This is a genomic window from Oceanibaculum pacificum (assembly GCF_001618175.1).
Taxonomy (GTDB): Bacteria; Pseudomonadota; Alphaproteobacteria; order Oceanibaculales; family Oceanibaculaceae; genus Oceanibaculum; species Oceanibaculum pacificum.
The window spans coordinates 51,955-65,468 of sequence record NZ_LPXN01000105.1 but is presented as its reverse complement, the minus strand read 5'-3'; the positions used below and the strand labels follow the sequence as shown (position 1 = coordinate 65,468).

The 13,514-nt window shown below is 63.3% G+C and carries 14 protein-coding genes; 3 read left to right on the top strand and 11 right to left on the bottom strand.

All coding sequences use genetic code 11. The features are described 5' to 3' along the window. Positions 1–24 precede the first annotated feature (24 nt). Positions 25–924 carry an AraC family transcriptional regulator gene (locus AUP43_RS09550; protein WP_232315003.1) on the bottom strand — a complete coding sequence of 300 codons (900 nt, stop codon included), beginning with the start codon at positions 922–924 and terminating at the stop codon, positions 25–27. A gap of 146 nt (positions 925–1,070) precedes the next feature. On the opposite strand from AUP43_RS09550, the gene AUP43_RS09545 reads away from it, so the two are divergent. After that, complete coding sequence (locus AUP43_RS09545) at positions 1,071–1,826, top strand: SDR family NAD(P)-dependent oxidoreductase (protein WP_067555768.1); 756 nt, start codon at positions 1,071–1,073, stop codon at positions 1,824–1,826. A gap of 326 nt (positions 1,827–2,152) precedes the next feature. Here AUP43_RS09545 and AUP43_RS09540 read toward each other — a convergent pair whose 3' ends face one another. The 6 genes from AUP43_RS09540 to AUP43_RS09515 all read right to left on the bottom strand — a co-directional run bounded on the left by AUP43_RS09540 (position 2,153) and on the right by AUP43_RS09515 (position 7,864). Then, positions 2,153–3,367 carry a Tm-1-like ATP-binding domain-containing protein gene (locus tag AUP43_RS09540; RefSeq protein ID WP_067555765.1) on the bottom strand — a complete coding sequence of 405 codons (1,215 nt, stop codon included), beginning with the start codon at positions 3,365–3,367 and terminating at the stop codon, positions 2,153–2,155. Between the two features lie 6 nt (positions 3,368–3,373). Continuing rightward, complete coding sequence (locus AUP43_RS09535) at positions 3,374–3,820, bottom strand: SRPBCC family protein (RefSeq protein WP_067555760.1); 447 nt, start codon at positions 3,818–3,820, stop codon at positions 3,374–3,376. Between the two features lie 2 nt (positions 3,821–3,822). Continuing rightward, positions 3,823–4,674 carry a phosphoenolpyruvate hydrolase family protein gene (locus AUP43_RS09530; RefSeq protein ID WP_067555757.1) on the bottom strand — a complete coding sequence of 284 codons (852 nt, stop codon included), beginning with the start codon at positions 4,672–4,674 and terminating at the stop codon, positions 3,823–3,825. Then, positions 4,661–5,641, bottom strand: coding sequence for a branched-chain amino acid ABC transporter permease (locus AUP43_RS09525; RefSeq protein WP_067555754.1), 981 nt, complete (start codon positions 5,639–5,641; stop codon positions 4,661–4,663). The genes AUP43_RS09530 and AUP43_RS09525 overlap by 14 nt, the downstream gene beginning before the upstream one ends. Continuing rightward, the gene (locus AUP43_RS09520) at positions 5,641–6,558 is read right to left on the bottom strand and encodes a branched-chain amino acid ABC transporter permease (protein ID WP_232315001.1); all 918 of its coding nucleotides are present in this window, start codon (positions 6,556–6,558) and stop codon (positions 5,641–5,643) included. The genes AUP43_RS09525 and AUP43_RS09520 overlap by 1 nt, the downstream gene beginning before the upstream one ends. A 97-nt stretch (positions 6,559–6,655) precedes the next feature. Continuing rightward, positions 6,656–7,864, bottom strand: coding sequence for an ABC transporter substrate-binding protein (locus AUP43_RS09515; protein WP_232314999.1), 1,209 nt, complete (start codon positions 7,862–7,864; stop codon positions 6,656–6,658). Between the two features lie 163 nt (positions 7,865–8,027). Between AUP43_RS09515 and AUP43_RS09510 the strand changes: the two genes are divergently transcribed. Next, positions 8,028–8,798 carry a helix-turn-helix transcriptional regulator gene (locus AUP43_RS09510; RefSeq protein ID WP_067555744.1) on the top strand — a complete coding sequence of 257 codons (771 nt, stop codon included), beginning with the start codon at positions 8,028–8,030 and terminating at the stop codon, positions 8,796–8,798. Here the strand turns inward: AUP43_RS09510 and AUP43_RS09505 are convergent. Then, positions 8,787–9,491, bottom strand: coding sequence for an ABC transporter ATP-binding protein (locus AUP43_RS09505; protein ID WP_067555874.1), 705 nt, complete (start codon positions 9,489–9,491; stop codon positions 8,787–8,789). The genes AUP43_RS09510 and AUP43_RS09505 overlap by 12 nt on opposite strands. Next, positions 9,484–10,239 carry an ABC transporter ATP-binding protein gene (locus AUP43_RS09500; protein WP_067555741.1) on the bottom strand — a complete coding sequence of 252 codons (756 nt, stop codon included), beginning with the start codon at positions 10,237–10,239 and terminating at the stop codon, positions 9,484–9,486. The genes AUP43_RS09505 and AUP43_RS09500 overlap by 8 nt, the downstream gene beginning before the upstream one ends. Before the next feature lie 814 nt (positions 10,240–11,053). Here AUP43_RS09500 and AUP43_RS09490 point away from each other — a divergent pair. Next, on the top strand, positions 11,054–11,950 hold the full coding sequence (locus tag AUP43_RS09490; RefSeq protein WP_067555736.1) for a DUF72 domain-containing protein: 897 nt from the start codon (positions 11,054–11,056) through the stop codon (positions 11,948–11,950). Here the strand turns inward: AUP43_RS09490 and greB are convergent. Continuing rightward, positions 11,935–12,483, bottom strand: coding sequence for a transcription elongation factor GreB (gene greB / locus AUP43_RS09485; protein WP_067555733.1), 549 nt, complete (start codon positions 12,481–12,483; stop codon positions 11,935–11,937). The two genes, AUP43_RS09490 and greB, sit on opposite strands and share 16 nt — an antisense overlap. Then, complete coding sequence (locus AUP43_RS09480) at positions 12,483–13,487, bottom strand: LysR family transcriptional regulator (RefSeq protein WP_084462688.1); 1,005 nt, start codon at positions 13,485–13,487, stop codon at positions 12,483–12,485. Before AUP43_RS09480 ends, greB begins: the two co-directional genes overlap by 1 nt. Between the last annotated feature and the right edge of the window lie 27 nt (positions 13,488–13,514).

The window sequence follows — 13,514 nt, the reverse complement described above, 5'->3', positions numbered from 1 at the left end:
AGACCAAGCAGGCGACGTGCTAACTCATACACTTAGTCTCGCCTCACGAATGTCACGTCCGGGTGGTGTGCCGAACAGGCGCGCGTAATCCCGAGTGAACTGCGGCACGCTTTCATAGCCGACCAGATGAGCAGCATGGGCAATCCCTTGGCTATCCATGAGCATCAGCCGCCGCGCTTCGATTAGTCGCAATTGCTTCTGAAACTGTAGCGGCGAGAGCGTTGTGACGGCTCTGAAGTGCTGATGGAAGGAAGATTCACTCATCCCCGCCACAGCCGCCAGATTCCCGATACGCAACGTACTGGCATAGTTCTGACGGATCAGCGACACCGCCCGGGCGATGCGATGGGCGTGAGTATCGGCTCTGCCAAGAGACCGGATCGCAGCGCCGTGTTCCCCTGTCAGCAGCCAGTAATGCATCTCGCGCAGCAGCGCCTCGCCCAGAACCGACAAAGCGGCGGGCCGTTCCATTAGCCGCAACAATCTCAGCGCGGCATCCATCACATCGGTGTCAGCCGGCTCCACCCGGATCGGGGCGGTATCGATAGGACGCAGATCGGCCTCGACGGTCAGCGATCGCAACAGCGGTGCGTCGAGTTCCAGCGCCAGCGCATAATAAGGGGCAGCGGGGCTGGCTTCGAGAATCTGGCTGATGGTCGGAACATCGGCAGTGATGACCAACGCCTCGCCCGCGCCATAGTCAAAGCTGTTCGTGCCTATGGTCACCCGTTTGCGACCCTGAAGGCAGATTGCAATCAACGGCTTTTGCACCGTCACCTGTAATTCGCCCGGATAGAGCGCCCGTACCGCGCCAAGACCACGAAACGGCGTTGGGGCGAAGCCGGATCGGTCGGAATGGGCATCCGCGTGACGGCGAACGAGGTCGAAAAGACTATGCATCGGCAAGGCAACCGGGAACGTCATTGCAGCATCAGGCAAGAATGCCGGCTCTTTTGCAAGCCCCACCCTCGCATTTCGTAAGAACAGGCAAAACCACGCGAGGAACAGGCAACTCTGCCAGACCTGTTAGCCCTATCTTCTGCTCATCCGAACAATATGAGGAAGATTACATGAGCAAAATCGCACTGGTCACCGGCGCCAACCGCGGCCTTGGCAGAAACACCGCCCTGTCAATCGCTCGCCACGGTGGCGATGTCATCGTGGCCTATCGTGGCAATGTCGCCCAAGCTGGTGAAGTCGTGGCTGAAATCGAAGCCATGGGCCGCAAGGCTGTCGCCCTCCAGCTTGATGTGTCGAAAATCGCGAGCTTTCCCGCCTTTGCCAACACTTTGCGCGATAGCCTGCGCGAGGTCTGGAATAGCGCCACCTTCGACCATCTGATCAACAACGCAGGTCATGGCGAATTCGCCCCGATCAGCGAGACGACCGAGGCGCAGTTCGACGGATTGTTCGACGTGCATGTTAAAGGGATATTCTTCCTGACCCAGACGTTGTTGCCCCTGATCGCTGATGGCGGACGCATCGTGAATTTCTCAACGGGCCTGACCCGTTTTACCTATTCCGGCTTCTCTGCCTATGCCGCGGCGAAGGGCGCGGTTGAAACGCTGACCCGCTATATGGCGAAAGAGCTTGGTCCACGCGGCATTGCGGTGAACACCGTTGCTCCCGGCGCCATCGAGACCGATTTCGGTGGGGGCGTCGTGCGCGACAACCCCGATCTGAATGCCCAGTTCGCCGGGCTGACCGCACTCGGTCGTGTTGGCCTGCCTGACGACATCGGTCCGATGGTCGCGAGCCTGCTTTCCGACAGCAACCGCTGGGTCACCGCACAGCGCATTGAGGTTTCGGGCGGTCAGGCAATCTGAACCAAAGGCCAGTGCGGCAGGACAGCCTGAGACGGTTCGCCTGCCGTACTGGCTGGGAGCATCCGGGTGTCTGTCATAGTAATCTCCGGCTTGCGCAAAACTCTCCCGCTTTTCAGCTCACCCTGACAGCATCTTGGGGGCCGGGAGCGGGTTGTCCGGTTTGGGGCGCCCCCGTGTAATAGCCGCCATATAGTATGATTGCCACGATACTCCTTGAGCACCTTGGCAGACGCTTGGGTTCGTCCGGGCTCCGCGCAATGACGAACTCTGCCAAAATCTGGAGGCAAGTCGGGACTCAGGTCATGATTTCACGGTACCGCCGGATATCACATCAGCTCGCGCACATGCCGTTCCGCCGCCTCGACGAAACCCGGATCGTTGATGTGGTGCGGCACGCGGACCAGAAGGTGGTCCGCGCTGGCCACGAAATGCCGCTCGAACGCCGCGAACAGCGCGGCATCGGCGTCGGTATCGTGGAATTTCTGCCCAGGCGCGTCGAGGGCTGAGACGCCACCTTCCGGCAGCAGCAGCCTGACCGGGCCGGACGAAGCATTCAGCTTGCCGCAGATCCAGGCTGCGATTTGCTCCAGCTCCCCGGCATTGGTGCGCATCAGCGTGACATTGGCGTTATGGGCGTGGAACAGCCGGCCACGATAGCGCTCCGGGATGGTCTCCGGCGCCCAGAAATTCACCATGTCCAGCGCCCCGCAGGAGCCGACCCAGGGAATGCCGGTGCGGGCAACAATGTCGAATCGCTCCGGCCCCGCCGTGCAGACGCCGCCCAGCAGATGATCCGCTGCCTCGGTCGTGGTGATATCGACCATGCCCTGCAGCATGCCGGAACCGGCGATGGCCTCCAGCGCCCGACCGCCGGGGCCGTTGGCGTGGAACACCTGGCATTCATAATCGCCAGACAGGCGCGCGGTCAGCTGCTGGATGCAGGCGGTGGTGACGCCGAACATGCTGAAGCCCAGCGCCGGGCGGCTGTCCGCCGGTTGCGGCACCGGCCGCGTCATCATGCCGGCAAGCGCGTGAGCGGCGTTTGCCAGGATCACCCGCGACAGCCGGTTCAGCCCGGCAATGTCGGTGACCGGATACATCATGGCGATGTCATGCACCCCGACGAACGGGCCGACATCGCCGGCGGCCAGGGTGGAGACCATCAGCTTCGGCACGCCGATGGGCAGCGCCCGCAGGGTAGGTGCGATGATCGAGGTACCGCCGGAACCGCCCAGGCCGATCATGCCGCCGATATCCCGCCGCGTGGCGACAAGGCCCAGCAGCGCTTCCGTCATCGCGGTGACGGCCGCCCCCCGGTCGCCCGCCGCGAACACGGCATCGGCCCCTTCGGGATGGCAGGCGGCGACAGCCTGCGCACTGATATCGGCCTCAGCCGAAGCGGTCTTCGTGCCGACATCGATTGTGACCACCCAAAGCCCGGCCGCACGCAGCAGCCCGGCGACATAGAGCAGCTCCTCCGCCTTGGTATCGAAGGTGCCGACGACATAAGCCGTGCCAGGGGCCGTGCCGGTAGCTGCCATGGCGGGTTATGCCTTGCGGCGGGAATTGGCGACCTTCACCGCCCCCTCGAAGGCGAAGCGGAACGTGTCGCTGACGGTCTGATGGACGCTGACCGCATCGGCCTCCGCCACATCATATTCGGCCCACCATTCGCCGAAGCATTTGTTGCCCTCGGTGATCGGCTTCAGGCGCATCTCCGCCACATAATTCTGCACCGGCAGCGTCGCCTCCAGGATGCGGTAGGCGCAGACATGCTCGCGGTCGGACAGGGTCAACAGCTCCTCGCGGATGTGCCCGCCCTCATGGGTGAAGAAATTGCGCACGCAGCCGATCTGGTCGGAGGGCTTGCCATCCTCGATCTCGCTCTTCGAGAAGAAGGGGTGATAGACCGGCAGCGCGTTGAAGTCGCGCAGCACGCCCCACGCCTCCTCGAGCGGAATATCCATCACGGCGCTGATATAGACCCCTGCCATTTTCAGTTTCCTCCCTTTTCCTTCAATGAGGTCAAGCCCTTGAAGGTTTTTATGTGGTTTACGATAGCGGTCTCGACGGGCAGCCGCTCGACGCTGCTGGCGCCATAGAATCCGTTGCAATGCGTGCTGTTCCTCAGCACGAAGTCGACATCCTCGGGCGAGGAGATCGGCCCGCCATGGGCGATGATGATGACATCCCGGCGCACACTGCGCGCGGCTTCCGCCCATTCGTCGATCAGCGTCACAGACTGCTCCAGCGTCTTCGAGGTGGTGGCGCCGATACTGCCGCCGGTCGTCACGCCCATATGCGGCACGATGATGTCAGCCCCCGCCTTCGCCATCTCCACTGCCTCGTCGGCGGAGAAGACATAGGGCGTGGTCAGCAGGTCCAGCTCATGAGCCTGGCGGATCATATCGATCTCGCTAGCGAAGTTGATGCCGGTTTCCTCCAGGCTGACGCGGAAGGTGCCGTCGATGATGCCGACGGTCGGAAAGTTCTGTACGCCAGAGAAGCCCAACTCCTTCAGCTCCTTCAGGAAGACCGGCATGATGATGAAGGGGTCGGTGCCGTTCACCCCGGCGATCACCGGCGTGGTCTTGCAGACCGGCAATATTTCGACCGCCATCTCGCGCACGATATCGTTGGCGTTGCCATAGGCCAGAAGCCCGGCCGAGGACGCCCGCCCGGCCATGCGGTAGCGCCCGGAATTATAGACGATGATGAGGTCGATGCCGCCGGCTTCCTCGCATTTCGCCGAGATGCCCGTGCCCGCCCCGCCGCCGACGATGGGGTCGCCGCGGCGGATCATGTCCCGGAAGCGTTCAAGGATGGCGGAGCGTTCAAATCTGGGCATTCTGTTCTTCCTTGAGGGGGTGGGGGGCCGCAGGGCGCCGGGACAGCAGATGATTGATTTCGCCCAGGATTCCGCGGCGAAAAACCAGGACACAGAGCATGAAGATGAGGCCGACCACCACCGTGACCCACGCGCCCAGCGCGTCGAAATAGTGGCGCAGCAGGGAGATCAGAACCGCGCCAATAGCCGGGCCGAAGACGGAGTTCATACCGCCCAGCAGCGTCATCAGAATGACGTCACCGGACATGTGCCAATGCACATCGGTCAGCGATGCCAGCCGGAAGACCACGCATTTCAGCGACCCGGCCAATCCCGACAGGCCGGCCGAGAGTGCGAAGGCGACGATCTTGTAGCGATCGACGGCATAGCCCATGGACCGGGCGCGGGGCTCATGCTCGCGAATGGCGCGCAGCACCTCGCCGAAAGGGGAGTTCACGATGCGATTGACCAGCCACAGGCCGCCCGCCACGCAGGCTAGCACGAGATAGTAGAGCCTGGTGTCGCTGGACAGGTCGATGAACCCCAGCAGGCTGCCGCGCGGGATTGGCTGCATGCCGTCCTCCGCACCCGTGAAGGGCGCCTGGAGAAAGGTGAAATAGACCATCTGCGCCAGCGCCAGGGTGATCATCGCCAGATAGATGCCCTGGCGGCGAATGGCCAGCGCGCCGATGACGATGCCCAGGATCGCGGCGAACAGCGCGCCGGCCAGGATCGCCAGTTCCGTCGACCATCCCATGTCGCGCAAGGCGTAGCCGGTGATGTAGGCCGAGCCGCCGAAGAAAGCGGCATGGCCAAAGGACACAATGCCGGCATGACCGAGCAGCAGGTTGAACGCGCAGGCGAACAGCGCGAAGCACATCATCTTCATCAGGAAGATCGGATAGATGAGGTGCGGCATGAGGGGCGCGATTAGCAAGGCGGCCAGCAGCACGACAAGAAGGCCCCGTTTCAGGGCAGGGGAGAACATCAATTTTCCTCCCTCCCGAACAGGCCGGATGGCCGCAGCAGCAGAACCAGCGCCATCACCAGGAAGACGACCGTCGAAGAAGCCTCGGAGTAATAGACCTTTGCCAGCCCCTCTATCACGCCGAGGCCAAGCCCGGTCAGCGCCGAGCCAAGGACGGAGCCCAAGCCGCCAATGACGACGATGGCGAAGACGATGATGACGAGGTCGGAGCCCATGGACGGGTTCACATGCTGGATGGGGGCTGCCAGCACGCCCGCGAAACCGGCCAACGCCACGCCGGCACCGTAGGTAAGCGTCAGTAGGATCGGTACATTGATGCCGAAGGCCTGGGTCAGGTCAGGCCGCTCGGTGGCGGCGCGCAGATACGCCCCCATCCGCGTCTTTTCGATGATGATCCAGGTGCCGGCGCAGACCACGACCGCCACCAGGATGACGAAAGCGCGATAGACCGGCAGAACCATGAAGCCCAGATTGACAACGCCGCGCAGGGAATCGGGGGTGGCAAAGGGATGTCCGGACGATCCCATCGCCACCCGGAAACCGCCCTCCAGCACCAGGACCAGGCCGAAGGTGAGGAACAGGCCGTAAAGCGGGTCCAGTTTGTACAAGCGGCGCAGAGCGAAACGCTCGAACAGAATGCCGAGCAGCCCGACGACCAGCGGTCCCATTATCATCGCCGGCCAGTAGCCGATGCCGAAATAGCGGCCGATCAGGAAGGCCACGAACGCGCCCAGCATGAAGAAGGCGCCGTGAGCGAAATTCACGATGCGCAGCAGGCCGAAGATAATCGCCAGCCCCAGGCTGAGCACTGCATAGAAGGCGCCATTGACGAGGCCGAGCATGACCTGGCCCAGCAGGGCCTGGTGCGGAATGCCAAAAATATCCATTAGCCGGTCGGTCTCCGTCCGACGATCCATTCGTCCCGCCCGAAGGCCGGCCATGATGCAGGCCGGCCTTCGGCGAGCGTGCAAACGTCCCGGGCTGGCAGGTAACGCCAGCCCGGTGTCGCACCGATCATTTCTTGACCAACTCGCATTTGCTATCGGAGAGCGGCTGGAAGGCCTGTTCCGCCGGGATCGTCGCCGCCAGCTTCAGATAATCCCAGGGCGCCTTCGATTCCGCCGGGGTCTTCACCTGCCAAAGATACATGTCATGGACGAAGCGGCCATCGGCGCGAACCGTGCCCTGCTTGGTGAACATGTCGCTGACCGTCATCTCGCGCATCTTCTTGGAGACCGCGTCCGGCTCGTCGGTGCCGGCCGCTTTGACCGCGTTCAGATAGAACATGGTCGAGGAATAATCGGCTGCCTGCGCCATGTTCGGCATCTTGCCGACCCGCTCGAAGAAACGCTTGGCGAAAGCGCGGGTCTCGTCATTCATGTCCCAATACCAGGCATTGGTCAGCAACAGCCCCTGCGCGGCCGGCAGGCCAAGGGCGTGGACATCCTCGATCCAGAGCAGCAGGGCGGCCAGCTTCTGGTTCTTCGTCGCGCCGAATTCGGCGGCCGCACGGATCGCGTTCACCGCGTCGGCACCGGTTGAGGCAATGCCGATAATCTCCGCCTTCGAGGCCTGAGCCTGCAGCACATAGGAGGAGAAGTCCGTGGTCGCCAGAGGATGGCGCGCTGCACCGGCCACCCGTCCGCCATTGGCGCGCACCACCTTGGAAACCTGCTCCTCCTGGCCGATGCCGAAGGCAAAATCGACGGTCAGGAAGAACCAGGTCTTGCCGCCCTGTTCCACCACTGCCTTGCCGGTGCCGTGCGCCAGCGAATAGGCGTCGTAGGCATAATGAATGGCATAGGGCGAGCACAGTTCGTTGGTGATGCCCATGTTGGACGCGCCATTGACGACGATATGGCGCTTCTTCTCCTTGGCCACCGCCGCAACCGCACGGGCCACGCCGGAATTGGCGAGGTCGTTGATCAGGTCCACGCCGCCGGTGTCGAACCATTCGCGCGCCTTGGCCGCGCCGACATCCGCCTTGTTCAGATGATCGGCGAAGACCACGTCGATCTTCTTGCCCAGGACGGTGCCGCCGAAATCCTCGGCCGCCATCTTCACCGCCTCGACCGCGCCCTTGCCGGACAGGTCGCTATAGATGCCCGACATATCCGCCAGAACGCCGATACGCACCACATCGTTGGATATCTGGGCCGATGCCGCGCTGGCCCCAAATGCCAGCATGGACGCAGCCGCCATCAATCGAAGACTATTTCGCATGTTTCTCTCCCAGTGTTAGCGTTTGCTCTTATTTATTGCTTTCCACTTTACCGGCAGAACAGAACGGCGATCCATGGCTGGTTTGCACAAGAACCTATCTGAAACACACATCGTCGGAGAAGATACACGGCAGCTTATTGTACGCGCCCAGGACTGTAACGCCTTGGCGAGCCGGCAGATTTCCCATGTCGGGGTCGGCGATGCCGCCCCTCCATACCGCATCGTTAGAACCCGTCTCACCGGTACCTATGTCCATGCTACTTTGGGCGGTGAGGGGCGTATCCTGCTGGACGGCCGTTGGCGGCCGCACCGCGCCGGCATGGTATCGCTGGCACCCGCCCATGTGCTGCATGCCTTTCACGCCATCCCCTCGCGGCGCTGGCAATATTGCTGGGTGCGCTACATGCCGAGTTCGCCGCGCTCGGCCATTGGATTCATCGCCCCGGTGATGGCGCGCTTCGATGCAGAGCCGTTGCGGCACGCGATTCTAGGGCTTTACCGCGAGGTGGAGACCCGGGCCGATTCAGGATCGGCCATGCTGTGGATCGACCTGATCGAGCATTACATCACCCGGTTCGCGGAGCCGCTCCAGCGCGAGGACCGGCTGCGGTCAGTGTGGGAAAGCGTGCAGCAGGATTTGGACAGGCCGTGGACCGCCGGCGACCTGGCCAGTCTGGCCAATATCAGCGGCGAGCATCTGCGCCGCCTGTGCCAGGCCAGCCTGGGGCGCAGCCCGATGCAGCAACTGACATATCTGCGCATCCAGCATGCCGCGCACCAGCTCGCCACGACGCAGACCAAGATCGAGGAAATCGCGCTCGGGGTCGGCTACAACAACCCCTTCGCCTTTTCCAACACCTTCAAGCGGATGACCGGGTTCCGGCCATCGCATTTCCGCACGCGCCGGCAATCGGACCGCGAATCAGACGCCTAGCAGCGCGACCACGCGGTCAAAATTCTGCTCGATATCGGCATTGTTCAGGGCGTCGACGATCCGGCCGCGCTCCATGACGTAATGCCGGTCGGCGACGGTCGCGGCAAAACGGGCATTCTGCTCCACCATCAAAATGGTGAAGCCTTCCGATTTCAGCCGCCGGATGATGCCGCCGATTTGCTGCACGACCACGGGCGCCAGCCCCTCGGTCGGCTCGTCGAGCAGCAGCAGGCGCGGCCGGCTCATCAGGGCGCGGCCGATCGCCAGCATCTGCTGTTCGCCGCCGGACAGCTTCATACCCGGACTTTTCAGCCGCTCGCGCAAATTAGGAAACAAGTCGAGCGTTGCCTCCACGCTCATGCCGCCGGGGCGGGTCACCGGCGGAAGCTGAAGGTTCTCCTCCACATTCAGCGTGGCGTAGATACCGCGATCCTCCGGACAATAGGCAATGCCCAGCCGGGCGATCCGGTGCGACGCGAGGTCGATAGTCTCGCTCTCCTCGAAGCGGATCGAGCCGGAGCGCTTGGGGACCATGCCCATGATCGACTTCAGCGTAGTGGATTTGCCTGCACCGTTACGACCCAACAACGTGACCACCTCGCCGCTGCGCACCGTGATGTCCACACCGTGCAGCACATGGCTCTGGCCGTACCAGGCTTGCAGATTGCGGGTTTCGAGCAAGGTTTCATGCATGGCCGGCACCCCCGATATAGGCCTCGATGACGCGCGGATCCTTGGACACCGTGGCGTAGTCGCCTTCAGCCAGGATTTCGCCCCGCATCAGCACTGTTATGCGGTCGCACAGATTAGCCACCACGTTCAGATTATGCTCGACCAGCAGCACTGTGCGCCCCTGCGCCGCGGTACGGATCAAATCGGTGATGCGCCCGATATCCTCATGCCCCATCCCGGCCATCGGCTCGTCCAGCAGCATGATCTCCGGGTCCAGCGCCAGGGTGGTTGCCAATTCCAGCGCGCGCTTGCGCCCATAGGACAGCGCTTCAGCCGTGACGCCGGCCACATCCCCCAGCCCGACAGCCTCGACCAGTTCCATCGCACGCGGCTCCAGATCGCGCAGCAAGCCCTTGCTGCGCCAGAAGTCGAAGGAGCCACCGCGTCGGCGCTGCACGGCGAGCCGCACATTTTCCAGCACGGTGAGCTGCGGGAACACCGCCGATATCTGGAAGGAGCGCACCATGCCGAGCCGAGCCACCGCATCCGGCGACAGGCCGGTGATGTCCCGCCCGTTCAGCCGAATCTCGCCGGCGCTGGGCTTCAAGAACTTGGTCAACAGGTTGAAACAGGTCGTCTTGCCCGCACCGTTCGGCCCGATCAGGGCATGGATCGTGCCCCGCTCCAGGGACAGGGACACATTGGAAACAGCTGTGAATCCGCTGAATTGCTTGGTCAGGCCCTCGGCCTGGAGAATGTAATCCGCCACGCTTTTTCTCCCATTACAGCGCCTTCTTATGGAGGCGCCTTTAGTCGATCTTTAGAGGTATGGCGGTCCTGCTGTCATTCTTTTTTTTGGGAGAGCATCCTGCAGACAAGCAAAACGGAGGGCAGCTTATCCTCATGCCGGATTCAAGGTTAAGATATTGATAAATATCCATTCTAACAAGAAGTGGCCGTGAGCGGACGTGCCGCTCTCGGACGCACAGATTGGATAGCTGTCGTCCGTCTCTCAGCGATCAGCGCGACCGCTTTTCGGTCATCAAGGCTGAGGAGCGGCTATTTTTATGCTCGCCGTTCAAGGGAAGATCGCAGCGATTCGACCAAGGTGGAACGCTGGTCTGGCCCGAGTTTGTCGAGGTTACGTTGCCGCCAGTGGATAGCGGGAAGCTCTGCAGCGTGGCCTATATTCAGCAAGGACCAGTTCGTTTCCCCTAGCTAGCCAATCAGTTAGTCGTATGATTTCGCTTTCAGGCAGTGGCCTATCGAAAAGTCGATTTTTAGTGCCGTCGCTTCTGATAATCCAAAAAGTATCTCGTGGAGAATTGAGGGACGTCCTGCGGCGGCACGTTGACCTCAAATCCGACTACTCCCGTTCCGACTTTTTCCTCAAGTTCATCATGGCGCTCAAGAAGCGCCGACGGACTTTCAGGGCGGGCGGCCTGGAGGAGAGCAAATCCCCCCAAATAAGCTCGATGGGCCGGCTTTCGCCGCGGCCAGGCAATCATCGGCTTCAATAGCGCGCCGTCGCGTGGAACCAGCGTGGCGGCATCAGGTTCTTCCTTTGCATTCAGGAGAACCGCATGTCATCCACCGCCACCATCCGCATCGGCATATCCGGCTGGACTTATCCGCCCTGGCGGGGCGGCTTCTATCCCAAGGGGCTGGTGCAGCGGCGGGAGCTGGCCTATGCGGCGAGCCGGTTTTCCAGCATCGAGATCAACGGCACCTTTTACGGCCTGCAAAAGCCCGACAGCTTCGCGCGCTGGCGCGACGAGACGCCGGAAGGGTTCGTCTTCGCGGTGAAGGCGTCACGCTACATCACCCACACCAGGCGGCTGCGCGAGATCGAGACGCCGCTGGCGAATTTCCTCGCCTCCGGCCTGTTGCGGCTGGGTTCGAAACTGGGGCCGATCCTGTGGCAGTTTCCGCCCAGCCTGCGGTTCGACCGCGATCTGTTCGAGACATTTCTGGCGCTGCTGCCGCACGACACCGACGAAGCGGCCGCGCTGGCCCGGCGGCACGATGCGCGGATGCAGGGCCGCGCCTGGCTCGACCCCGATGGCGCGCGGCCGCTGCGCCACGCCGTCGAAATCCGGCATGAGAGCTTCCGCGACCCCGCCTTCATCGATCTGCTGCGCCGATACAAGGTGGCGCTGGTCTGCGCCGACACGGTGGACTGGCCGCGGCTGATGGATGTTACCGCCGATTTCGTCTATTGCCGGCTGCATGGCTCGAAGGAGCTGTATGTCAGCGGCTATGACGAGGAAGCGCTGGAACGCTGGGCCAGCCGGGCCGGCAGCTGGGCCCGGGGCTCGGAGCCGCGCGACGCGGAACGGGTGACGACGGCGCGCAAACCGCGCAAATCCGGCCATGACGTCTTCATTTACTTCGACAATGACGTGAAGGTCCGCGCCCCCGCCAACGCCGCCCGCCTGGCCGAGAAGCTGGGGCTGGAATGGGATCACCCTGCCCCGTAGCGTATCGCCAGCACCTCCAGCTCCTCCATCCCCGCCGGGGTGCGCAGCTTCACCAGATCGCCGATGCGGGCCTTCAGCAGGGCGCGGGCAACCGGCGATATCCAGCTGATCTCGCCCTTGTCGTGATCGACCTCGTCGATGCCGACGATGCGCACCGTGCGTTCGGCGTCCCGGCTGTCGCAATAGGTGACGGTGGCGCCGAAGAACACCTGGTCGCGGTTGGTCTGCAAGGCCGGGTCGACCGGCACCGCGATCTCGATGCGCTTGGCCAGGAAGCGCAGCCGGCGGTCGATCTCGCGCAGCCGCTTCTTGCCATAGATATAATCGCCATTCTCCGACCGGTCGCCATTGCCGGCAGCCCAGGACACCACCTCCACCACTTTCGGCCGCTCGATCTGGCGCAGATCCTTCAGCTCCGCCTTCAGCCGCTCCAGCCCCTCGGGCGTGATGTAGTTCTTCAGGCCGGCCGGCAGGGCGGCGGCATCGTCCTCCCCTTCGTCCAAATCGTCCTGCATTTCGGTTTCAGCGCTCATCAGTCGTTCGCCAGATCTTTCGCGGCCAGATCCTTTGGCCGGGGCGTCGGCGGATGCACATGCGCCGGGTGTGGGGCCAGGTCGGGCACGCCGGCCTCGCGGGCGGCATGGCGCTCGCTGCGGAAGCCCTCGGCGATATGGTCGATCAGCGCGCGCACCGCCGGCGGCAGGCCGCGCTTTGTGGTGAAGACCAGATGCACGATGCCCTCCGGGGCCGACCATTCCGGGAAGACCTGCACCAAAGCGCCGCTCTGTAACCAGGGCCAGCACGAATGGTTCGGCATCAGCGTCACCCCCAGCCCGGCCACGGCGGCGTCGCGCATGGCGCCGAAATCGCTGCACACGAAGCGCGGATCGTGGTTCAGCGTGCGCGTCTCGCCGGCAGCGTTGGCCAGCACCCAGCTATCGTGCAGCGCCGCCTCATTGTAGCTCAGCGTCGGCACCCCGCCCGGCGCGCCCAGCTGAGCCATGTCGGTGGCGCGGGCGGCGATCTCCGGGCTGGCGACCAGTATCTGCCGGCTGGTGGTCAGCCGGCGCATGGTCAGGCCGGCATCGCTGTCCAGCGTGGAGCGGACGCGAAAGGCGATATCGACGCGCTCGTCGATCAGGTTGATCCGCCGGTTGGTCGCCAGCAATTGCAGCGTCACCTTGGGATAGCGCCGCAGATAGGCGCTAAAGATGCCGGTGATCGATTCCAGCAGTCCCGGCGGGCAGCTGACGCGCACCAGCCCGCGCGGCTCGCCCTGGGCCTCGGCGGCGACGGCCTCGGCCTGCTCCACCTCCAGCATGATGGTGCGGCAGCGTTCATAGAAGGCCTGGCCGACCTCGGTCACGCGAAAGCGCCGGGTCGAGCGCTCGATCAGCCGCACACCCAGGCTGGCCTCCAGCTGGGCGACGCGGCGCGACAGCTTCGATTTCGGCTCCTTCAGCGCCCGCCCGGCCGGCGCGAAGCCGCCATGGGCGACCACGGCCGCGAAATAGGAGAGGTCGTTCAGATCCTGCATGGCTCACCGTTCCAAATTCGGAACGTA

Bases quoted from the DNA above. Each gene is read 5' to 3' on its own strand.
- AUP43_RS09530 (WP_067555757.1), bottom strand. From the start codon at position 4,674: ATGCCCAGATTTGAACGCTCCGCCATCCTTGAACGCTTCCGGGACATG.
- AUP43_RS09550 (WP_232315003.1), bottom strand. From the start codon at position 924: ATGACGTTCCCGGTTGCCTTGCCGATGCATAGTCTTTTCGACCTCGTT.
- AUP43_RS09545 (WP_067555768.1), top strand. From the start codon at position 1,071: ATGAGCAAAATCGCACTGGTCACCGGCGCCAACCGCGGCCTTGGCAGA.
- greB (WP_067555733.1), bottom strand. From the start codon at position 12,483: ATGAGCGCTGAAACCGAAATGCAGGACGATTTGGACGAAGGGGAGGAC.
- AUP43_RS09540 (WP_067555765.1), bottom strand. From the start codon at position 3,367: ATGGCAGCTACCGGCACGGCCCCTGGCACGGCTTATGTCGTCGGCACC.
- AUP43_RS09525 (WP_067555754.1), bottom strand. From the start codon at position 5,641: ATGTTCTCCCCTGCCCTGAAACGGGGCCTTCTTGTCGTGCTGCTGGCC.
- AUP43_RS09505 (WP_067555874.1), bottom strand. From the start codon at position 9,491: ATGCATGAAACCTTGCTCGAAACCCGCAATCTGCAAGCCTGGTACGGC.
- AUP43_RS09515 (WP_232314999.1), bottom strand. From the start codon at position 7,864: ATGCGAAATAGTCTTCGATTGATGGCGGCTGCGTCCATGCTGGCATTT.
- AUP43_RS09480 (WP_084462688.1), bottom strand. From the start codon at position 13,487: ATGCAGGATCTGAACGACCTCTCCTATTTCGCGGCCGTGGTCGCCCAT.
- AUP43_RS09490 (WP_067555736.1), top strand. From the start codon at position 11,054: ATGTCATCCACCGCCACCATCCGCATCGGCATATCCGGCTGGACTTAT.
- AUP43_RS09535 (WP_067555760.1), bottom strand. From the start codon at position 3,820: ATGGCAGGGGTCTATATCAGCGCCGTGATGGATATTCCGCTCGAGGAG.
- AUP43_RS09520 (WP_232315001.1), bottom strand. From the start codon at position 6,558: ATGGATCGTCGGACGGAGACCGACCGGCTAATGGATATTTTTGGCATT.